Below are 22,016 nucleotides of genomic sequence, written 5' to 3'. Positions count from 1 at the left end.
CATGCAACCTACTTTCCAGTGCGCCGATGCAGCCTTGCGCAGCGGGGTTTTCTCCGATTTGCCGTTTCGACGCACGACGCTGTCGCTGCTGCTCGCAACCGGCATGATGGCCGTCTCGCACTCGAGCTCGGCCGCCCTGGTCGGATCGGCAGGTGGTGCCGATCCAGTTGCAGGCGACGAATCGAAGCACGCCGAGCCGTCGGAGAAAGTCGTCACCATTTCGTTGTCCGACGACCGTGAAGGCGCCGAAAGCCTGACAGGTTCAGCCCGCGCGGAGCGCACGCAGCGGCTCGAGGCACGCAAGGCAATGCGTACCGCGCGCGCATTGCGCATTGCGTCCATGCTGCAAGCCGAGCGGGCGGCCAGGGCGAACGGCCAAGTCGCGTCGATCGGCGCGGGCAGTCGCGCCGCACCGCCGCCGCGATCGGCCAGAGGTTCGGCGGGCGGACGGGCGTGGACTGATGTCAGCCAGCGGGGCGTGCATGAGGATGTATCGACAGGGTTTGTCATGTCGGGTCTCTCGACGCGCTCGGATGCACCGTCGGCGACCGGTACGGCAACAGGCGCGCTGCGGGAAATACCGCGGCCTGCACCGACGGACGGAGGTGCGGCCGGTCGGTCGGCGGCGATCCGGCCGGATATCGGTGCATTACCGCCGGATCTGGCAGGTGCGTCGGCTTCGTCCGTCCAGCCGGGCTGGGATGCGGTGACCCGGCAGGCGGCGGTCCGGATGCGCGCCCGCACGCTCACGGCGCACCCCAGCGAGCCCGAATCGCTGTTGCCGAATGGTGGCGCGTCGCTGGCATCGGCTGCGAATGGTCGGGTCACACTCGCGGAGATAATCAATGCCGAGCGGCGCGAGCGGGTTTATCCCGCTGCGTTTGATCCGCGTCTTAACCTTGTAGGCTTGGCCGCGATGCCAGGTACGCGTTCGCAGGCGGAACTCGCACGCGACTGGATGGCGGCGCCTGTCGATGGAGACGCTCGCGATCGCTTGCCGCCGCAGAGTGACCTGCGTCCGATTTTTCTCGCGGCGGTCGAGGCGGCATTTGATCGCAGTCCGCAGATTCAGCTTGCAAATGCGTCATATCGGGCACAAATGGCCGACGTGGACGAAGTCAAGGGCCGGCGCTGGCCGCAACTGCAATTCTCGTCGCGTTCGAGGTCTGTCGAATTCGGTGGCTCGACGCGTAATTCAGCCGGGCACGGCACGGCGATCACAGCAAATGTGACAACGTCGATCTTTGACTGGGGCTATCTGTCGAAGTCGATCAAGAGCCGTCAGAAGACGGCTGACGCGGGCAAGGAATACTACGATGGGCAACTCGAGAATTCGGCGTATACGGTCACGACGGCGATGGCCGAACTGGCCAAGCAGCGGCTGTTGATCACGGTTAGCCAGCAGTTCGTGGACCGAATGCAGCAACTCGTCACGATGCTCGCCCAGATCGTCGCGGTCGATCGCGGGCGGGCGAGCGAGTTGACGCAGGCGAAGGCGCGGTTATTGCAGGCTCAGGCTTCGCGTGATGCGGTAGCCGCGAAGGCGCGCGACACCGAGCTGACGCTGCGCAAGCTGGTGGGCGAGCGGCCGCTGAATTTGCCGCTGGCGTCGGCATGGAATATTGTGCCGGCTCCACTGGAGCTGTTGCTGTCGGATATGGACAAGCATCCGCAGATCCGCCAGGCACGGGCCGAGGCACAGGCGGCCCAGTTGCAGGCAGAAGCGGTGCGCGTGTCGTCCCGGCCTTCGATCAACTGGATTGTGAGCAAGACGATCGGTCGCGATGAGATCGACCGCACCCAACCGTTCCAGTCGATGCTGACACTCAACTGGAATGCGTTCCAGGGCGGATCGGCGAAGGCCGCGGAAATTGCCGCGCTGGAGCGCGCGCGCGCGAGTGAGCAGAAGATCGAGCAGGCGCGGCTCGACCTAGGGTATGCGATTCGCGCGGCCGACGAGGACGCACGCACGTTGCTCAACCGGGCCAGTCTTTACGGCAACCTCGTCGGTGAGACCGATAGCGTGCGCAAGGCGTTCTTCGATCAGTGGTATCACCTCGGCAAGCGCACGCTGCTTGATGTGTTGCAAGCCGAAAGCGATCATTACGGCAATCGCGTGAACGAAATCACGACGCGTTTCGACGGCTATCAGGCCGTGTTTCGCGAGTTGAGCAGTGCGGGCGAGTTGATCCGCTGGCTAAAGGGAACGGTATGAGCACGCCGCCGCACAACACACATCTGCGCATCGCATTGCTTGACTCACATGAGCTCGTGCGCTACGCCTTGCGCACACGGATTGAACAAGAGCCGGCGTGGACGGTGTCGGGCGTCTTCCGACAGGCGGCCCAGTTGCTCGACGCGCTCGCGGACGGCGCATGTTTCGATCTCGTTCTCATGAACCATGTGCTCGATACGAACGATGGGCTCGATCTCGTATGCACCTTGCGCGCGAACTTCCCGACGACACGCATTCTGGTCTGTTCCGAGTATGAGCGCGCGGATACGATCGCGCGGCTATTCGAGCTGGGCGTCAACGGTTTCATCGGCCGCACGCAATCGCTCGACGATCACGTCGAGGCCGTGCGCAAGGTCGCGGCCGGCAACACATACTTCAGCGCGCGAATCATGAGACCGAAGCCGACGACCGATACATTCGCGCACCCGCCGCCTGGTCCCGACGGGGTACCTGCACTCATCTCACGCCCCGATCTCACCGCGCGCGAACGGACCGTGCTCGAATATTACCTGCGCGGTTTGTCCATCACGCAGATAGCCGATCGCGTCGGGCGCAGCTACAAGACCATCAGTTCGCAGAAGCAGTCCGCGTACCGCAAGCTCGGTGTGAGCAATGATGCGGAACTGATCGCGATGCTGTCGCACAACGGCCGTGCATCGCGCGATCGCTATTGAACGCGCCTGCGATGCGATTTCCGAACACGACCTGTGATCTTGCCTCGATTCCGTGTACAGCAAGAAGTTCGATAGTTTTTTGATAGAAAGCTTGTCGGAGGCGTGTGTGAATTCGGGTGCGCGCCGTCGCGGTTCGCGATACTGATCGCGCTGCTCAAGTAGTGAAGAAATCGTTGAATCCCCTTCGTGACTCAAAGACTATCTGGTAAAGATCCGCGTCCCGCTCAACGCCAATCTTCTGCATTGCCTTCTTCTTCTGCGCGCTGATGGTCTGGCGCGTACGCCGCAGCTGTGCCGCGATCTCGCTGACCGACATCCCGGAGGCATAGAGCCGCAGCACTTCGATCTCGCCCTGTGTGAGGTTCATGTGCGGGGGCCCAATGCGCTGCTTGCGCCGAGCCGCCGATACCCGTGGCGACAGATATTCAGCATTTGCCAGTACAGCATAGACCGCCGAAATCACGTGTGCGACATCGTCGACTTTACTCACTATCGCCTTGACCCCGAGCTTGAGCAGTTTGTTTGCCAACCCGGCACCGTCTAGTGCAGTGATTAGGATGATCTGCACGTCGGGAAAATTGGTGCGCAGATACGACAGCATCTCAAGCCCGTCGTGGTATTTTCCATTCGGCATCGCGAAATCAGTAATCAGCAAATCGCATGGCTGACTTGACAGCAAGTCAACAATTTCGGTTGAGTTGCAGGCCGCTCCGGTCACGCGAACCGCGCAGAGACCGCACAAGATGGCTTTGATTCCGCTTAGCACTGCTGGATGGTCGTCGGCAATCACGACATTGAGAGTGGTAGTCGCCAGCATTTAGGTGTGTCTCGCTTTAGAGTTGTGCCGCCTTTTAATATAGCGATATATATCAATTTGGTATTTAATACTCGTCCTATTTTCAACGATTTTTTATGGGACAAATCATGTGTGAACCCATATCAATTCCACGTACAGCAAGAAGCTTGATAACATTTTGACTGCATAGAGGAACAGTCATCGCGGTGTGGCGTTATGACTACAACGAGCAAAGGCCGCAAAGCGCACTGAACTACCGTGCGCCGTCAGAGTTTGCGGCGAAACATCGGGCAACCGCGGATGCTCCTGCCGCCTTCCAGGAGTTGGTTTAAAGGAACTTTGCTAGAAGCCCATTGGCTCTATTGAAGGGGGCAGGTCAGTTCGACCATCGATTGCACTTCCGCCGGTGCGCTTCGTGTTGCGTGCGACGTGCGGCGTCACGTTGTATTCGCGGCAGGCCTTCACAAATCCACGCGTGTCGTACGCCTTGTCTGCGCCCACCGTAATACGCACGTCCGAACCCGACACATCGCGCAGCATGTCCGTCGCCACTTTGCGTTCCGCTCGGCCATTCGCCTCGCTGGCTTGAACGTTCACGACCAGACCGTGCCGGTTATCCGTCAGCACATGGCCCAGGTAACTCGGCAAGGCTGGCGCGGCATTGCTCTTGCGATAGAGCCGGCTCTCACCGTCGCTCTTCGATTCGTGCGTTTCATTACTGCGCGATTCGCCATGCCAATTGTCAGGCAAACGATCATCGTCCCCGCCATCCTTGCGCCGGATGCTCTTGTGGCTGGCCCACGCATGGATCAAGGTGCCGTCCACACTGAAGTGCTCGCCCGACAGCAAGCCGCGTTTATGAGCCGTTTCCACCGTCGCGTTGAACAGGTCAGTCACTGCGTCGAACTCGGTCAGTCGATCCCGGTTCTTGCTGAACACCGAGTGATTCCACACCGCGTCTTCGATCGACAGGCCGACGAACCAACGGAACAAAAGGTTGTACGAGATCTGCTCGACCAGTTGTCGCTCGCTGCGAATGCTGTATAGCACCTGAAGTAGCATCGCCCGCATCAGCTTCTCCGGCGCAATGCTCGGCCGACCGCCTTTGATGTCCGCTTCGTACATCGCCGAGAACTTGGCATCCATATTCGACAGCGCCTCGTTCATACAAGTCCGGATCGGGCACAGCGGATGCGTTTGCGGTACGAACTCCTCCAGTCTGACTGTACTGAACAGGGGTTCGTTGTAGCTGTCGGTGCCTCGCATGCTGCCTTCGTGCCTTGGGATCGGGTTCGCTATATCGTGACGGATCGGCGGGGGTATTTCAACGGCCTGTTAGACCACTACATTCTCTCAAGTTTCAACTGGTCCGAAGATTCCAGGGCGGGTCAGTCAGCATCGAAAATCATACTAGTCAGATTCCCGCGGGTTGTGTGATTCTGTAAGCTTTCACAATTGGAATTTTACTAGGTTCGCCACTGCCTCGCGGCGAGGCCTAACATCTAACCGGCCGTTGAACTACCTCATTCGGTCCTACATGATGTAGGTTCCCGAGATCAAGGAAGAGTAGTCCTATGCGAGGCGGGTTACAAAAAATTCAAAACATGTCGCATTTAAGACTTATCTCATATTTTGGCCGCACAGGAGTGCGGCGTTTTGCTCACCGATTCCGCGCTGCGCAGGCACAGGAAGAAGGAAGGCCTTGCGCTGTTCAGCTACTTGTTTCACACGTTTCCGACGATAAACCTCACCGTGATCGCGGCGTCAGAGGGCCTGATAACGGTTCGCTTGATACTTGCGCATGGTCGGTCGAGTGTCGAAAACAAGTGCAACGACGTCGGCCATATCGTCACGGCGATCTATTCGAGCTATGCCGACGGCAACTACCTGTCTCCGACGATCACACGTGCGTTCGACGAGATCAGGGCAAACGTCGGCCGGCGCGGATAGAAGTTGTCGCTACGTAAGGCTGACATTGACCAATTGTGCCTGTCAGGTCTGACTATCAGCGCACCGCAGTTGAACAGGGGCAAACAGACATTTGGTGCGCATAGACTAAATGCAATGAAGAAGTTCGGTGTGAAGAATGATATCGAGCTGATCACGTGCGTTGTTCACGTGCACGGCGGAAATCGATTCGGAAGTTAAAGAAGACTAATTCCGCTCCATGGATTAATAATCGCGCATCGACGTTTTAAAGACTGTCGAGCGAAGTGCGGAGAAGTTTTAATATTCGATAGATCGCCGACGCCAGATGGTCGATTTTGTCTGCTGTTGAAAATTAAGCATCTCACTCGCGGCAACTAATTTATTTGGAATTCAGGAATTTAAAAAGGTAGATTAATTTATCAAGTTTTATGCTTGCTTTAACTGGTCAATGATGCCTTGGTTGACGGTTTCGGCGTGCGGTATTCGCGAACCCAGATAGCGTTCGGTTCTAATCCGGGTGCCGAGGGATTCGATTTCTATGATGGGTTCGTGCGAAAACCAAAATCCTTGCTTGATCGGCATTATTTTTTTGTAAAACGCGAGTTTTTTTGAGGGCTGAGCATGGATTTGGCTTCCTATTTTGGGAGCCGAAGATTGTCTAGTTGCTTTCGCGCGCTCATTCTTGTAATTAATTTGAGAGATAGAAGGTGTAATTATGAAGGCGAAGGTAACGCTCCTGAAACAAACGTATCTTCTCAGCCTTGTGCTTTGCGCGATGGCGGTGGGCTCAACATTCAGTCCGACTCTGGCCGAGGCCGGCACATTCACGCTGGAGAGCACAACGGTCGTGTTGCCCGAGCAGGATTCACGCGTGTCGTTCAACGTTAAGAATGACGGTCAGAGTCCCATGCTGCTAGTCACTAAGCTAGACGATCTTGATGATAGGGGTTTCGCTGGGCGTGTGCTTGTGACACCACCGCTCACGCGTATCGATCCTGGTCAGAGCCAGCAGGTGAACTTTGTGCTCAAGAAGGGCGAGCGGCTGGAGCGCGAGATCATGCTGAAGGCCTCCTTTGAGGGCGTCACTCAGCAGAGCGAGCTTAGCTCGATGGTTTTTCCGGTGCGCCAGGAGATCGCGCTCCTGATACAGCCTGCCACCGTGCCCAAAGTTAACAACCCGTGGAGCGATCTGAAAGTGAGCGCGTCAGCCAGCGAACTGGTGCTGCATAACCCTGGCAAGCACGTGATTCGTTTAGGGCGATCCCTAACGCTGATGCCGGGGCGAGAAGCGGTGAACCTCGACGCTGCGTACATACTGCCCGGCAGCACCAAACGTTTGAGGATCGGTTCGCGACCGACGGCGGTTGTCATTCTGCCCTTGAGCCGCTTCGGCTACACGCTCGACGCCGTGGAGTTGCCGGTGGGCACTTCCGAATGAGCGCCACCGCGCGGAGATGCCGCGCATTCTATTTCCCACCATGTCTCACCCAAGGAGATTATTGATGCAAATCCGTTCGCTTAAGCTTATCGCCGTTACCGCGGGCGCGCTGGGCGCTGCCGCCGCACATGCAGCGGGTCCGACCGCCGAATTGAAGGTACAGGGCAAGCTCAGCGTGCCCGCGTGTACCGTTGAGAGCCCCGAGGGAGGTGTCTACGATTTTGGCAAACTTTCCTCCACGTTGATCAAGCCCGGCGCGACCACGACTCCGCTATCGCCGCTCTCTAAATCCTGGAAGGTCAACTGCGATGCTTCCACCTATCTAACGTTCTCGGTAGTCGATAACCGCGCTGGCTCGACATCCACGCCCGGCACCAGCAATTTCGGCCTTGGTAATGTCAACGGTACCGGCAAGATTGGCTATTACACGGTGAAGCTGACGAACCCGACCGTCGATGGCGAGACTTCCTCCACGTTCACGACCGCCAACACGACGGTGAATGCTTCCACGACTGCTTCTCTTACTGCAGGCAACACACACGGCTGGGCCGTGTCAAATGCGTTGAAGCCCGGCAAGGTGTTCGGGATTGACTTGGAGGTTGCCCCCGTATTGGCCGGCACCACCACCATGAACGGCGCAATCAAGGATGTAGTTGACCTCGACGGTTCGCTGACCTTGAACTACGCGTTCGGCCTGTAAGGCGCAGATCATCACGCTCAGCGAGTTTGACAACAGCGGCGTCGTTGGGCGTGTGCTCGTTACTCCACCCGTATCGATCTTGGTGTGAGCGTAGCTCAATTGCGTTCCCGGCACTCCGGAAGATCGTTTTTCTGATTCAGTCTACGCCCTAATGAAGGTAAACGTATGAGGGCTACCGCGCGGAGATGCCGCGCGTATTTTCCATCATGTCTCATCCAAGGAGATGATTAATGCAAGTCCGTTCGCTTAGTAAGCCGCTGCACCACTTCGGTCCGCCCTACACGATGTAGGTTGCCGAGATCAAGGAAGAGCAGTCCAATGCGAGGCGCGGACGGCTACAATGATGAAGCTTGAAGAGATTGCTCCGCTGGCGTATCCGCTGCGCCAGATTCCGATGGGGCTGAACGAAGTACTGCCGAAGATGGGCGCGAAGTTCTCGGCGATGTAAGAAGTGGACGCAGAGGGAGGCAGATTGAGCATCGCGCCTGAGAAGCTGACGCAGGCGATACTGCTTCAAGTGCTATACAGCATCCGCAGCGAGCTGCATCTGGTCGAACAGAACTCGTGCAACCGGCTGTTTAAGTTGGTAGTAATCCTATCGATCGCTGGTGTCGTGTTAAATTACTCGATCTTCAGTAAGAAGCGGAATCGGTTGTTTAAATTCGACGTCGTGAAGGAGCTGTTTAACGAGACGGCGGAAACAAGGCCTTCTGTCTCGGGCGATAATTTGAGCGTCGATGGCACACTGACGTAGGCCTAGGCTAGCCAAGGGAGCATCCTTCGCAAAGCGCGCAGCGATGGCGACCTGCCGCCAGGCGCCTGACACGGCCAACAGCACAGCAAGGAAATGCATGAATCGAAGGGCGACAGTGACAGCCGCCTGTACAGAAAGAGCAATGTGGCGCCACCGCTCCCAAGCTATCTCGGTCATGGGCTGATCGACATTCGGCACTGTCTGGTAGTCAATGTACAGGCCAGCCGGGAAAATCGCCGAGTCGAATGCGATATAGCCGCCGTGATGTTGCTGGATATCGTGCTATTGGATCGAAGCATCTCGGTTCCGACCTCAGTCGTTCTCCCAGACACATCAGCTACGCTGATGTAGACCCAAGAGGACGAAATGAGCAGAACAAGAGGGCACGTCACTGGCGAATGCAAACGAGAACCCTCGCGTCTGGCATGAGTTGCGCGCTGCAGGCGAAGGGTGTGGCATGAATTGTGTGGCCCGATTGATGAAACTGGTGGGGCTGCACGCTCGTCAGCGACGACGAATGCCGAAGAACACTTGCATATCAACACCACGTGGCGTCGCACCGAACCATCTGCAACTTCAGTTTGACGCTGACGGGTACTTGTCGTGATCGTAGCCTCGATCAGCATAGACGCGTTTGGGCCGGCTCAGTGGCCGACCGCGAACGCCTTTGATCGGCGCGATCGCCTCGATCAGGGGGATCAGTTGCGTGACGTCATTGTGGCTGGCACCGATCAAGACTGCCGCGATCGGTGTGCCGTTGGCGTCGGTGACGAGGTGGTGTTTGGAACCGGGTCGCGCTCGATCGGAGGGGTCGGGAAAGTTTTTCGCCCGACCCCACCGCACGAATCGACGAGAAGTCGACGACCACACATGAGAAGTCGATCTGGTTTGCCGCGCGTAGTTTGGCTAGCAGCAACGCATGCAATGTGTCCGACACACCAGCCTCTTGCCAGTCCCGCAGCCGCCGCCAGCAACTCACGCCTGAGTCACATCGGATTTCCGCAGGAAGATCGCGCCAGCGAATGCCGGTCTTCAGCACGAACAGAATGCCCTTCAGCGCTGCGTGATTCGGCACGGGCTTGCGACCCGGGTACTTGAACCGACGGGGCTTGGCAGGTGGTAGAAGTAGCTCGTTTCCACAACTCGTCGTCAATCATCGGCTTGTCCATCTCCCTGATCCAGGTGTAACGACGGAACATGGTTAACAAGTCGAGAGAAAATTTAACAGTAGCTATGTGTGTTTTTGAAATCGTCTCTTAATGCACATCTGGACGGCCGAAGATTGTTTGCTCGTCGCGGCAGTCATGGCCCGGTTCTCGCGTCGCATCGTTGATTGGTCAATGATCGATACGATGGAGACCAAGATGCTTGCGAACGCTCTGCCGATAGCAGTCTGGCGGCTTGGCCGACCCGCCGAGTTGATACACCTCAGCGACCAGGGCGGCCGTATACCAGCGAGGAATTCGTCGCTCAAGCAGGATGGCATTACTTGCATCATGAGTCGCCGAGGCGAGTGCTGGGATAGCGCTGCTATGGAGAGCCTATTTAGCATCCGTTACAACGGAGCGGGTTAATTGGAGCGTCTACCGCACGCGGGATGCGGACAGGTCAGTTGTGTTCGATTGCATCGAGCGCTTTTAAAATGGACGTATGCGGAATTTAAAACGTAATTTCATTAGTCTAGCTAAGTTCAAGCGATGAATTGCGTGCTAGTTAACCTGTTTGGAAAAAGTGATTGGAATTAAGTAATTCAAAGTTCTGATAAAAAACTTTGTTAGAAGCGGGTCGCTATTTTCCGAATGAGGCTGGTCGATTCAATATCGCGAGGCAGGACGAATGCTTAGTCCATTCCAGATGGAATAGGAGGACATAACCATTGTACATATTATGCAGACTCACGCCGGTTGCGATAGTGGTACTGTGCATGGTGTATGTGAGCGATGCCGCTGCAAAGGTAGACGAATCGATTAAGTTCGACATCAGACAGCTGGAGTCTCGTGGTTTTTCCGCTGATCTGGCGGACTATTTTGGCCGAGCGTCCCGTTTTCTCCCCGGTAACTATCCGGTGCAAATTAGTGTCAACGCGAACCGCCAATATCATACCGAGGCTCGCTTCGACAACGATGGTAACCTCTGTGTGACTCCTTCGCTACAAGCAACGCTGCGCCTGAAAAGCAACGGCGAGCAGGAAGACTGTGCGGAAATTGGCACCATCTGGCCAGAGGCGAAGGTGCGGCTGTTTCCGGGCGAGTACCGCGTCGAGTTGACTTTGCCAGAGGAAGCTTTCTTGCCCGACGGACGCGACGACGGCTTGCAGCGAGGCGGGTCCGCCGCACTGCTCAATTACAACCTGTTCGGCCAGCGGATCGATTCGAAGTCGTCAGGTTACAACTTCTTTCAGGCTGAGCTACAGCCCGGATTCAACGCCGATGGTTGGAGCGTACGTTCGCGAGGCTTATACACTTACGGCGACAAAGGGGGGCGCTATCAACAGCAGGAGGTCTTTGTGCAGAGGCCAGTCGAATCGCTGACTGCACTGGCGCAACTAGGTCAGATCAGCAACTTCGGCCAAACCTTCGGCGGGTTGCCGATCGTCGGGGCGCAGATCGGTACCGACCAGGCCCAACTCGGTGCGACCGCGCTCGCGATACCGATCCAAGGGTTGGCCGGCAGTCAGGCGACTATCGAGGTGCGCCAACGCGGGCGCTTGCTTTACCGCACGGTGGTTCAGCCGGGACCATTCGTGTTGAGCGAAATCGGCGGCATGGCCGGCGGCGCCGACCTCGACGTAGACGTGATTGAAGAGAGCGGAGAGCGCACGCGTTTCACAGTGCCGGCCCTGGCACAAGCGCGCATGGGGCAGCAATCCAATTCATGGTTTTTGGCGTTGGGTCGCTATCGCGCTTATGGCGGTTCCGGAGGGGGGGCCAATCGAAGCGCCTCATTGGCGATTGGCGAACTGGCGCTAAATGCCACCGATATACTGCGCGTTACGTCGGCGGCTGTGTTCTCGGCCCCATATCAGGCAATCGGCGTGGAGTCGAACTGGACGGCGTCTGATTCCGGTTGGCTCACCGCTGGCGCACGCGTCGCGCGTACCCGTGGCTTCGGTCAGGGCGCGGAATTGAGCGCGCTCAGTACCTTCCAATTGGGGAGCAATTTATCCACATCGCTGTCCTGGGTGTCGCGTATTGCCGACTATGCCGACGCTACGGAAGCCTTCGAGTCGGCCGAGCGGCTGAACGAGCAGCTGCGCCTGAGGCAAGCCGCTGCCGCCACGGTATCTTGGGTCAATCCCCTTTGGGGTGCAATTTCTTACACGGCCACCTACAACCGCTACTCGGAGGTTGGCAGAACGAGCGGGTTTTCGCATAACGTCAATCTAGGGCGGCGTTTCGGCAGGGCCAATGTCACGCTGTCGCTGCAGAGGAGGCCGCGAGAAGATTTCGGAGCTTTTCTCAACCTACGGATGCCGCTTGGGAAGGGCGCCGTGAGCATCAACGCATACCGCACTGCGGATAAACAGATTTCGGCAAGTACAAGCTACGATGGCCAGATAGGGAATGACCAGAATTATTCGGTCGGTATAACCGGCAACAAGGACGATAAGCGCTTGAGCGCGTCGACCAGCATCAGCTCTGCGTACAGCACGTTTTCCGCTGGCGTCAGCCAGTCGACGAGCAACTTCCGTTCGCTGTATGCGTCCGCTAGTGGGGCGTTGGTCTACGCAGGCGGCACCTTAGGTAGCTCGCCGGCTCCGGTTGCTGATACTTTCGCACTGGTAAAGGTGCCGAATCAGGCAGGGCTGCGTATGCGATCGCCGGGCAGCGCGTCCAAGACTAACGTTGATGGTACCGCAGTCATCCCGAACGTCATGCCTTACGTTAAGGGGCAGTTGCAGGTCGACACGCGCAGCATGGCTTTGAACACGCGTCTGGACACGACCACGTTGAACTTGATGCAGGCGCGAGGGAGCGTCGGCATCTACCACATCGGTTCGGCCGAAGTGCGTCAACTGTTGCTGACCATCCGGGACGGTAATGGCAAGGCATCCGCGCTCGGTACTACCGTCTACGGCGAAGGCGGAGACATCTTAGGCGTCGTCGTCGGCAACGGCAACGTCATGCTGATGAATGAACAGATTGGCAAGAAGCTGGTCCTGGTGGGCGCGGACGGCAATCGCTGCCGGGTCACCTACGCGGTCCCGACGCGATTCGATGCGAACAGCTCGTACGAGGAGGCGGACGCGCGCTGCGAATAGGTAGCTCTTAGTGGTCAAGTGAGTCGCGTACTGTAGTGGTCTAATGAATCCGGACACTGATTTAGGCGAGAATGGTCGCCATGAAGAGGTGTCTGATGAGCAAGCAACGACGTACGTTTTCCCCGGAGTTCAAACAGCAAGCCGCCTGTCTGGTGCTCGACCAGGGTTATAGCCATATGGAAGCAAGCCGCTCGGTCGGCGTCGGCGAGACGGTGCTGCGCCGCTGGGTGCAGCAACTTCAGATGGAACGCCAGGGCGTCACGCCGCAGGGCAAGGCAATCACGCCGGATCAACAGCGTATTCAGGAACTCGAGGCGCGTATCGAACGCCTCGAGCGTGAGAAGGCCATTTTAAAAAAGGCTACCGCGCTCTTGATGTCGGAAGGCATCGAACGTACGAAGTAATTGATCAGATTGGCGCAAGCGAATCGGTCGAGCTGATCTGCGCGGTATTCGACGTGTCGCGGTCCTGCCTGTATGCCCACCGAGGGCGAGCCCGACGCGTTGATGCCGAGCGCATGGCACTGCGTAGCCGGGTACACGAGCTGTTCATCGAGAGTCGAAGCTCTGCTGGCAGTCGCAGCATCATGGGCATGATGCGCGAGGAAGGTACGGCGATTGGACGCTTCAAGGTCAGCCGCTTGATGGAAGAACTCGGGTTGATCTGCAAGCAGCCGGGTCGCCATGCCTACAAGCAGGCCACGGTCGAGCGGATCGATATCCCGAACCATCTCAATCGCGAATTCGAGGTTGGTACGCCGAATCAGGTGTGGTGTGGTGACATCACGTATGTCTGGGTGCAGGGACGTTGGCATTATCTGGCCGTAGTACTCGACCTGTTCACGCGTCGGGTTGTTGGCTGGGCGTTCTCGACACGCCCTGATGCCGATCTGGTCGTGCAGGCGTTGGAGATGGCCTATGAGCAACGTGGTCGACCGCAAGGCTTGCTGTTTCACTCGGATCAAGGCGGCCAAGGTGGATTCAACCGGTCGTCGCAACACTAGATTGTTGAACGGACCTGAGATACTCGTCCAGAGCTTCAGCAGGCGTTTTCCAGCCGAGTGTTTTCCGGGGCCTGGTGTTCAACGTATTAGCAACGGCTTGAATCTCTCGAGCGCTCCACCGGGACAGATCCGTGCCCTTTGGAAAGTATTGTCGTAGAAGGCCATTCGTGTTTTCGTTCGTGCCTCGTTGCCATGGGCTGTTCGGGTCGGCGAAGAAGACCTTCACACCAGACTCAATTGTGAAGCGAGCATGGTCGGACAGTTCCTTTCCCCGATCCCAAGTCAATGATCGCCACAACTGGGCAGGCATGCTCGTCACGGTTTTCTTGAGTGCATTGGCCATCGTGACAGCCCCATAGCCGGCCAGCGCGGGACCGTTTTTCGTCCTGGGAATCAACCCGTAGCCTTCCTCGCGAGGCAGATGGATGAGCATGGTGAATCGGCTTGATCGCTCGACCAGCGTTCCGATCGCAGACCGGTTCAAGCCGATGATCAGATCACCTTCCCAATGTCCCGGTACAGCACGGTCTTGAGCTTCCGCTGGACGTTCGGAGATCATCACGTCTTCGCTGACATGCGCCCACGCCTTGGCTTGCGCCCTGGCCCTTGGCACTCTCAGTGCTCGTCCGGTGCGCAGATAGGTCACCAGTTCGCGCTTGAGAGCACCACGCCCTTGAATGTAAAGCGCCTGATAGATGGCTTCGTGAGAGATGCGCATGGTTTCGTCATCTGGAAAGTCGACTTTTAATCGATTGGCAATCTGTTCCGGCGACCAGCCATTGACCCATTTGCGATCACTGCGTTCTGGTTTATTCCGCCCGATGAACGCCGCTTGACTAGGCCCTGCGACCTTACGTCCTTTAGCGTCGTGAACCTGGCCTTCCAGGCGCTCTTGCACATAGCGGTGCAGCCTCGGGTTTGTCGCAAGCTTTGCTGGTTTCGGTCGCCTGGCAAACAATTCCGCCTTCCACTGCGCAACTGATGCACGATAATCGAGGTGGCCACTACGAGTTGCAGCATTACGCTTGAGCTCTCGCGAGACCGTTGACGCGCTGCGGCCAATACGGCGAGCGATCTCACGTACGCCGGCGCCTTCGGCTGAGAGTAATCCTATCTCTTCACGCTCAGCAAACGATAAGTACCTGCCGGATATTGGACTTGCCATGAACAACGGCATACCGCCACGCTCGCGAAACCAGCGTGTCCCTGCCGCCTGGGACACGCCAACTGCCGCAGCAGCCTTCTCGCTTGTGATTCCGGTCGCAACCTGCTCCCAAAACTGGCGCTCAACCTCGTGCCGAAGCGATGGTGCACCTGGCGAGCGCATCGCTCCTCGCCTCGTCAACTGTTGTATCCACTTCGATGGACGACCCATGAAACACCTCCTGGATTAAGGTGTTGCGACGACCGGTTGAATCCACCCAATATGCAAGCCGGAAATTCCGCCAGCGCCTCTGGCGCTATCGGATACAGCAGAGCATGAGCCGTAGAGGAAATTGTTGGGATAACTCCCCGATGGAGAGGCTGTTCCGCAGCTTCAAGACCGAATGGCTACCGTCAGTGGGCTACATGTCGGCGCAGGAGGCACACCGGGACATCAGCCACTACCTGATGCACCGGTACAACTGGATACGGCCGCATCAGTTCAATGACGGACTGGCGCCGGCGGTTGCGGAAGAAAAACTTAACGCAGTGTCCGGGATTAGTTGACCACTACATACTGTATTCAACGCGGGTTAGCTGACCACTACACGGCGACTCAATTCTGGAAGATTGCGGCAGTATCGAGTCCCGATTCGTAAACCATTTGGTACAGATCCGCGTCCCGCTCGACACCGAGTTTTTGCATTGCCTTAAGCTTTTGCGCGCTGATCGTTTGCTTCGTGCGGTGCAGCCGCGCAGCGATCTCCGTGATCGACATGCCCGACACGTATAGGCGCAGCACTTCCATCTCGTTTTTTGTGAGATCGGTTGTCCGGCGGCCGCCACGTGTACTTTTGAGTCTGCGGCTCACGCTGGGGGACAAATATTCGTTGCCTGAGCGTACCGAGTAGATCGAGGATATCAAATGTCCGAGGTCGTCGACCTTGCTGACGATTCCCCTCACACCCAATTTCAGCAGACTATCGGTCAGTACAATGCTGTCAAGGGCGGTAAATACGATAACCGGCAGATTCGGATAATGTGACCGGATATACGTGAGCATTGTGATTCCGTCGTTGAACTTTCCGTCAGGCATCACGAAATCCGTGATCAGCAAGTCGCATCGTCGTTTCTCGAGCAACTCGATGATCTCAGTGGAATTACACGCCGAACCGACGATTTGCAGCTGTCGCAAACTACGCAACGTTGCGTCAATACCAGCCAGGATAAGCGGATGATCATCCGCAATCAGCACGTTGAATGTAGTGTTTGCAAGCATGAATCGGTCTCTCCGCATTGATTGATGTATATCAAGTATCAAAATATAGCGGTGAGCCCCGATGTCGTCTCGATGACTTGTCCTATTTTTCGTTAAAATAAATAGGACAAGTCTTATTTGCGGTCGAACCGGCGCGGAGCGCTGGATGCGTCGGCGGCGGATCGGTATGCGGCGTCAGGCGTCAGTTGCATCTTTGGCACCTGACGCTACGAGCCCAGTTTCGTACGCGTACTGAAACAGGTCGGCATCGCGTTCGATGGAGAGTTTTTTCATCGCTTTGACTTTCTGCGCGCTGACGGTCTGCTTCGCACGATTCAATTGCGCGGCGATCTCGCTGATCGATAGACCAGAAGTATAGAGGCGGATGACTTCCGCCTCCCGGGGTGTCAACGCTGGCGCGCTGCGGGACGCGATCGCGCTTGCTGCGGTCTTGGCTCGCACGCTGGGGGAGTAGTATGTCGCGCCAGCGTACACGGTATGTGTTGCCGCGATCAGGTGATCGATATCGTCGAGCTTGCTGAGCACGCCATCCACGCCGCTTTTCGACATTTCCTGCAGCATGGCCGGGTTATCGATCGTCGTCAGTACGATTACCTTCATGTCGGGCCATGTGCGCCGCAGGTACTGCAGAAATGGCAGACCGTCCACGAAGCTGCCGCCGGGCATCGCGTAATCAGTGATGAGCACGTCGCACGCGTTACGCGACAGCAGTGCGACCAGATCGTCTGTACTCGCTGCCGTGCCGACGATCTCGATCGTCGGCACCCGCCCGAGTTCATAACGGACGCCGGACAGCACGGTGGGATGATCGTCGGCCAGGATGATGCGGATGTTCATGACGAGTCGGTGGATGCGGGTGGCACTGCGTATTTAGAGATAAGGCGGGGTTAGTGTAACCGAAGCATTTCCTGTAGTGAGCCGTATGCTACGGCTTTCAACGAGAATACACTTTGCGCATCGTTGTACCGCTAGATCGGACCCTAATATGCCTCTTCTGCGCCAGACACTCGGTGAATTGCGCCGCTATCACCGCCTTCTGATGATAGGCGGACGCTGTGCCGCGGTACTGGTAATGATCGTTGCGCTTCTCGCCGACGTGACGTTGCTGGTACGTACTTACATCGACGACGAGCGCGAGATGTTCACGATCGCGCACCGACTTGTACGTGGACGCGTCGCTGCGAACGAGCATTCGTTCTTGAACGGGCTGGTTCGTGCGGAACTTTCATGGAGCGACGAGCGCGAAGTGCCGGCTAGTCTTATTGCGCGCTTCCGCGCCCGCGGCAACGTGCTGTCCTGGAAGCCGTTTCCCGCCGAACGGCTTGAATTGCTGATCGCGGCGGCACCAGGTGCGCAGCTTACCGACGAGGAGATTGCGCACTACATGCAATTCGCGACCCAGATTGGCCGTGCGAACATCGCGATGTCGAAAGTGCTGGAGCGGCAGGCGACCCAGATTTTCTTCAGCCCCGATCGCCAGATCGTCGGCATCCTGCCTACGTCGTCGATTGATAATCCGGCCCGGCTGACCAGTGTAGCGGGTCGTGCGGCATTCGTGCAGGAGCTTACTGACGGCGCCGAAGCATTGTCCGATGCGGCGCCGCCGCGCGTTCACAATGTGCAACCGACGGTGCACTGGTCGCCGCATCGCTACCGACTGCCCGATGGTCAAGAGGTGCTACGACTCGCGGCACCTGTCGTTCACCATGGCAGGGTCGAAGCGGTGCTCGTGGACGAAGTAGATCCCGCTGATCTCGTGTGGCCGATCTCCGATGGGGCGTACAAAGGCGTGTATGCGATTGTCAATGATAGCGGTGACGTCATCACATCGGCGGCGAAAGAAGAGCCGGATCCGGCAGTGCTCGACGATGTGTCGCAGTGGCAGCGCGCGCACGGGCCGGTAGCCGGCCGGGTAGTCGAGTATCGCGACGGTGGTCGGTATTTGCTTGCGCGACGAATCGGTACCACGGGCTATTCGCTCGTCTATAGTTACTCGTGGCGTGATATCGCTGCAGCCATCTGGAGCAAAGCGCTCGGTGCGGCCGCCATTTCACTGGCTGTGCTCGTGGCCATCTGGTTCATGTTGTACCAGCTCAACCGTCGTGTATTCCGTCCCATGTACGCGCGCTCGGAACGAGTGTTCGATAGTGAACGCCTGAGCCGTACGGTCATCGAAACGGTACCGGTTGGCATCGGACTTGTGTCCGCTGGAAACGGCGCCCTGCTATACGGTGGATCTTCGCTGCATGCACTGAGCGGCCTGATCGAAGGCGGTATGAACCGGTTGTTGGGCGAGTTGGCGAAGCGATATGTTCGACTAAAAGCGGCTCGAGTCAGCAAATCCGACGAAGTGTTTCATGAAGACGTGCTGCTGCCCACGGTGGACCGCGGCGAAATCGCGCTGCAGGCGCGCTTCGCCCTGGGGCGGTACCTGGGCGAAGACGTAATCGTTACCGCGTTTGTCGACATGACCGCGAGCCGCGAACTGCAACAGCAGCTGCGCGACGCGAAGGTCGCCGCCGATCAGGCGAGTGCAGCCAAATCTGCCTTCCTTGCCACGATGAGTCACGAAATCCGCACACCGCTCAACGCGATCCTGGGCAATCTGGAACTGCTTGCGCACTCGTCGTTGAATCCGCTTCAGCGCGACCGGCTGCGCACGATCCGCACATCGTCCAATGGTTTGCTCGCAATCATCCAGGACGTGCTCGATTTTTCGAAGATCGAGGCGGGCGAAATGCAGTTCGAGCGCATCCAGTTCAAGGTAGCCGATGTGATCGAGCGGGCGCTTACGATGTTTGCCCCGGTCGCGCATGCAAAGGGCGTTGCGCTGTACGGCTTTTTCGGTGCGTCGATCGATCAGACGATGCACGGCGATCCGGTTCGCCTCGCACAGGTCGTGCACAATCTGCTGTCCAACGCTATCAAATTTACCGACGAAGGCAAGGTTACACTCAGCATCGCTTATGAGCCCGCCGTCGGTGACACAGCCGGCAGCGGCACGCTCGTTGTGACGTTGACCGATACCGGCATCGGTATCGATGCCGCGCAGCGCGCACAGTTGTTCAAGGCGTTTGCGCAGGCGGACTCGTCGATTTCGCGACGCTTTGGCGGCACCGGGCTTGGTCTTGCGCTATGCCAGCGTCTGACGGTCGGCATGGGCGGAACGATCGAGTTCGACGGCGATGTCGGCATGGGTAGCCGCTTTACAGTACGTGTGCCGCTTGATCATATCAAGTCAGCAGACACGTCGATCATGGCAGACGCACGCATCCTTGCCGGAAAGCGCGTGATGTTGCTGGCGGAGGCGGATGAGTGGCATACGTATGCCGCGACATTGATTGAAGCATGGGGCGCTGAGATCGATGCGGTCCGTCATCCGGATGATCTGCTGGAGGTCAGCGGTCGAGTGCTTGTCATCTGCGGGGATCGCAACGGGTGGTCAGCGGACAGCGAAAACCGCATCGTCGAGGAATGCCAGGCTGTGATCAACTGTGGCGTTAGCGGCCCGTTGCAGCCCGTGCGTGTCGGTCGCGTGGTGACGGTATCGTGTTATGCGCCGGCTGGGCTGCGCGCCGCGCTTGACCATCTGCTGAATAACAAACCGCTCGACGTGGCATGCACCGCCGGCGCCTCAGCGGATAGCCATGCCCAGGCGCCGCGGCTTGGCCTGCATGTCCTGGTTGCGGAAGACAATGAGGTTAATCAGCGCTTGTTCGACGAGCAACTGACACTCCTCGGCTGTACGGCGCAGATTGTCGCGGACGGTGTCGATGCATTACGGGCGCTATCCGATGAAACGTTCGACGTCGTGCTCACCGATCTCAACATGCCGCGGATGGACGGCTACGTCCTTGCGCAGATCATGCGTGCGCGCTGGCCGCGGATGCCGATCGTCGCAGTGACCGCGGACGCAACGGTCGACGAGCGCCGGCGATGTGCCGAACTCGGCGTTCGAACGGTTATTTCCAAACCGCTATCGCTTGACGGGCTTGCACGCGTGCTGACGCAGGCCACGGGCGGGGCAGCGCATGAAGTCGGTGACGACGCGAGCGGTGCATTGTTGGGCGAGCACGCGATGCCGGCCTCGCTAGTCGACGTGTTTCACAAGTCGTGCACGAAGTCGCTCGAAATACTGAGGAGGGCGCATGCTCGCGGTGACGTGGCGGCAATGCTGTCGGAACTGCATTCGCTGAAAGGCGCGTTGGGCATTGTGCAGCAGCATGAGCTTGCGCAGCAATGTAGTGTAGTGGAGCGGCAACTCAGGACGGCGGAGCCGGGACAGGCGCACGAGAGCTGGCAATTGCTTTCCCGATCATTAGAGGCGGTGATTAGCGATCGATCGTTTGGGTAGGTTTTGAATGATGTTGATGTCTCGGCGCCGAGTGGGAAGCGCGAGTGAGGCCGGTCGGAAAAAATGGAAGCCAACGTTTCGTAAAATCGAGAAACGGAGGCATGGATGAATCGAATTCCAAGAGCGGTCAATGAAAGTAAAACTTGAGGCCATTCTGCCCTGTTGGGGGACTGACCTAAACGGCTTGCATAAATCTATGCGGTCTTTCTCCGATGTGCTAGAAGCAAGCCGAGCCCTCGATTCTCTGCGGTCTCCTTTGCAGCACGGATCGCACGATCGAAGCTACTTTCAGTGGCGACTTGGGTTCGGTCGACGCTGACGATCCAAGTGTCAAACATGAACCGCCATCGAATTCGGCGTTCCTCAAGAAGTGCCGAGAACCAACGCCAGACGGCTGCATCATCGGCATTAGAGCGTGTTATGAACTTTCGCTAAGGACTGCTATTGTATTGAGATGAAAGAACGGAAGCCTTACCCGACGGATGTGTCCGACGAAGAATGGAGTTTTGCGGCGCCGTACCTGACGCTGATGACAAAGGACGCTCCGCAGCGGCGGTACGAACTGCGCGAGATGTTCAACGCGCTGCGCTGGATTGTGCGTGCGGGTGCCCCGTGGCGCCTGATGCCTCACGAGTTTCCGCCATGGGAAATGGTGTACCAGCAGACACAGCGATGGATACAGGCGGGCTGCTTCGAAGCGATGGTGAACGACCTGCGCTCGGTAATTCGTGTTGCGCAGGATCGGCAGGGCCAGCCCAGCGCGGTAATCCTCGACGGCCGCACGCTGCAGTCGACATGCGAGGGCGGTCCGCGTGCGGGCTACGACGGGTACAAACGAAAGCGCGGCAGCAAGGTGCACATGGCGGTGGACACGTTGGGGCAGCTGCTCGCGGTACACGTGACACCAGCCAACGAACAGGAACGTGCGCAAGTGGGTGAACTTGCTCGACAGGTTCAGCGCGCCACTGGCCAGACGGTGAAGGTGGCGTTTGCCGATCAGGGCTATACGGGTAAGGAACCCGCCGAATCCGCCCGCGACGAAGGTATCGAGCTTCACGTCATCAAGCTGTCAGAGGCGAAGAAAGGCTTTGTGCTGTTGCCCAGGCGCTGGGTGGTCGAGCGCAGCTTCGGCTGGCTGAACCGCTTCCGGCGATTGACCAGAGACTACGAGCGATTGCCCGAAACCTTGGCCGGACTTCACTTCATCGTATTCGCCGTGCTTATGCTCGTCCACTTTGTAGACCTTAGCAAAAGTGCCTAACACGCTCTAGTCGGAAATATTCAATTCACCTATACGCAGGTATAGCGAGTACCGCGGGCGCCGCCGCGGGACATGATCATCTGCGCGGCTTTAAAGCTGTTTTTGGAAATGCGCCATTGAGCGCGGGTAGGCGGTTGTCTACCATTCGATCGGGTTTCAGCCCTTGTCGAATTTCCATCGATGTATTT

13 protein-coding genes and 6 pseudogenes are annotated in these 22,016 nt (G+C 57.8%); 13 read left to right on the top strand and 6 right to left on the bottom strand.

The window, feature by feature from the left end; translation table 11 throughout:
• The first annotated feature begins 1 nt into the window (after position 1).
• On the top strand, positions 2 to 2,215 hold the full coding sequence (locus WS51_RS32960; RefSeq protein WP_236872428.1) for a TolC family protein: 2,214 nt from the start codon (positions 2 to 4) through the stop codon (positions 2,213 to 2,215).
• The gene (locus WS51_RS28390; RefSeq protein ID WP_069230186.1) at positions 2,212 to 2,910 is read left to right on the top strand and encodes a response regulator transcription factor; all 699 of its coding nucleotides are present in this window, start codon (positions 2,212 to 2,214) and stop codon (positions 2,908 to 2,910) included. Before WS51_RS32960 ends, WS51_RS28390 begins: the two co-directional genes overlap by 4 nt.
• Before the next feature lie 154 nt (positions 2,911 to 3,064).
• Here the strand turns inward: WS51_RS28390 and WS51_RS28385 are convergent, their stop codons facing one another.
• Positions 3,065 to 3,727, bottom strand: coding sequence for a response regulator (locus WS51_RS28385; protein ID WP_069230185.1), 663 nt, complete (start codon positions 3,725 to 3,727; stop codon positions 3,065 to 3,067).
• Between the two features lie 164 nt (positions 3,728 to 3,891).
• Between WS51_RS28385 and WS51_RS32340 the strand changes: the two are divergent.
• Positions 3,892 to 4,038 (top strand): annotated as a pseudogene (locus WS51_RS32340) (IS3-like element IS407 family transposase); the annotation flags it as partial.
• 46 nt (positions 4,039 to 4,084) lie between these two features.
• Here WS51_RS32340 and WS51_RS28380 read toward each other — a convergent pair.
• A pseudogene (locus tag WS51_RS28380) lies at positions 4,085 to 4,972 on the bottom strand (IS5 family transposase); the annotation flags it as partial.
• Positions 4,973 to 5,362: 390 nt separating this feature from the next.
• Between WS51_RS28380 and WS51_RS28375 the strand changes: the two are divergent.
• The 5 genes and pseudogenes from WS51_RS28375 to WS51_RS33235 all read left to right on the top strand — a co-directional run.
• Positions 5,363 to 5,656 (top strand): hypothetical protein, encoded by a 294-nt coding sequence (locus WS51_RS28375; protein ID WP_155773633.1) that lies wholly within the window; start codon positions 5,363 to 5,365, stop codon positions 5,654 to 5,656.
• Between the two features lie 694 nt (positions 5,657 to 6,350).
• Positions 6,351 to 7,073 (top strand): fimbria/pilus chaperone family protein, encoded by a 723-nt coding sequence (locus tag WS51_RS28370; RefSeq protein ID WP_069230183.1) that lies wholly within the window; start codon positions 6,351 to 6,353, stop codon positions 7,071 to 7,073.
• Positions 7,074 to 7,137: 64 nt separating this feature from the next.
• Complete coding sequence (locus WS51_RS28365; protein WP_069230182.1) at positions 7,138 to 7,773, top strand: DUF1120 domain-containing protein; 636 nt, start codon at positions 7,138 to 7,140, stop codon at positions 7,771 to 7,773.
• Between the two features lie 472 nt (positions 7,774 to 8,245).
• On the top strand, positions 8,246 to 8,527 hold the full coding sequence (locus tag WS51_RS28360) for a transposase (RefSeq protein ID WP_167358014.1): 282 nt from the start codon (positions 8,246 to 8,248) through the stop codon (positions 8,525 to 8,527).
• A gap of 409 nt (positions 8,528 to 8,936) precedes the next feature.
• Positions 8,937 to 9,119 (top strand): annotated as a pseudogene (locus WS51_RS33235) (IS3 family transposase); the annotation flags it as partial.
• Here WS51_RS33235 and WS51_RS31700 read toward each other — a convergent pair.
• Positions 9,113 to 9,696, bottom strand: a pseudogene (locus tag WS51_RS31700) (IS5 family transposase); the annotation flags it as partial. The pseudogenes WS51_RS33235 and WS51_RS31700 overlap by 7 nt on opposite strands.
• 755 nt (positions 9,697 to 10,451) lie before the next feature.
• On the opposite strand from WS51_RS31700, the gene WS51_RS28350 reads away from it, so the two are divergent.
• Positions 10,452 to 12,788 carry a fimbria/pilus outer membrane usher protein gene (locus WS51_RS28350; protein ID WP_069230375.1) on the top strand — a complete coding sequence of 779 codons (2,337 nt, stop codon included), beginning with the start codon at positions 10,452 to 10,454 and terminating at the stop codon, positions 12,786 to 12,788.
• Between the two features lie 95 nt (positions 12,789 to 12,883).
• Positions 12,884 to 13,767, top strand: a pseudogene (locus tag WS51_RS31695) (IS3 family transposase); the annotation flags it as partial.
• Between the two features lies 1 nt (position 13,768).
• Here WS51_RS31695 and WS51_RS31690 read toward each other — a convergent pair.
• Positions 13,769 to 15,166 carry an IS30 family transposase gene (locus WS51_RS31690; protein ID WP_167358013.1) on the bottom strand — a complete coding sequence of 466 codons (1,398 nt, stop codon included), beginning with the start codon at positions 15,164 to 15,166 and terminating at the stop codon, positions 13,769 to 13,771.
• A 47-nt stretch (positions 15,167 to 15,213) separates the two neighbouring features.
• Here WS51_RS31690 and WS51_RS28330 point away from each other — a divergent pair.
• A pseudogene (locus WS51_RS28330) lies at positions 15,214 to 15,501 on the top strand (integrase core domain-containing protein); the annotation flags it as partial.
• A 49-nt stretch (positions 15,502 to 15,550) separates the two neighbouring features.
• On the opposite strand, the gene WS51_RS28325 reads toward WS51_RS28330, so the two are convergent.
• Both WS51_RS28325 and WS51_RS28320 read right to left on the bottom strand, forming a co-directional pair.
• On the bottom strand, positions 15,551 to 16,213 hold the full coding sequence (locus WS51_RS28325; protein ID WP_069230178.1) for a response regulator: 663 nt from the start codon (positions 16,211 to 16,213) through the stop codon (positions 15,551 to 15,553).
• A 174-nt stretch (positions 16,214 to 16,387) separates the two neighbouring features.
• On the bottom strand, positions 16,388 to 17,050 hold the full coding sequence (locus WS51_RS28320; protein WP_069230177.1) for a response regulator: 663 nt from the start codon (positions 17,048 to 17,050) through the stop codon (positions 16,388 to 16,390).
• 148 nt (positions 17,051 to 17,198) lie between these two features.
• Here WS51_RS28320 and WS51_RS28315 point away from each other — a divergent pair, with 148 nt between their 5' ends.
• Together WS51_RS28315 and WS51_RS28310 are read left to right on the top strand one after the other, a co-directional pair.
• Positions 17,199 to 20,567: a hybrid sensor histidine kinase/response regulator gene (locus WS51_RS28315; RefSeq protein WP_069230176.1), complete on the top strand. Its 3,369-nt coding sequence runs from the start codon at positions 17,199 to 17,201 to the stop codon at positions 20,565 to 20,567.
• 454 nt (positions 20,568 to 21,021) lie between these two features.
• Entirely contained in the window at positions 21,022 to 21,828 is an 807-nt protein-coding gene (locus WS51_RS28310; protein WP_069230175.1) for an IS5 family transposase, read from the top strand.
• Positions 21,829 to 22,016: the final 188 nt, after the last annotated feature.

The sequence above is a fragment of the Burkholderia territorii genome (assembly GCF_001718335.1).
In the GTDB taxonomy this organism is placed as follows: Bacteria; Pseudomonadota; Gammaproteobacteria; order Burkholderiales; family Burkholderiaceae; genus Burkholderia; species Burkholderia territorii.
This window is presented reverse-complemented; position numbering and strand designations above follow the sequence as displayed.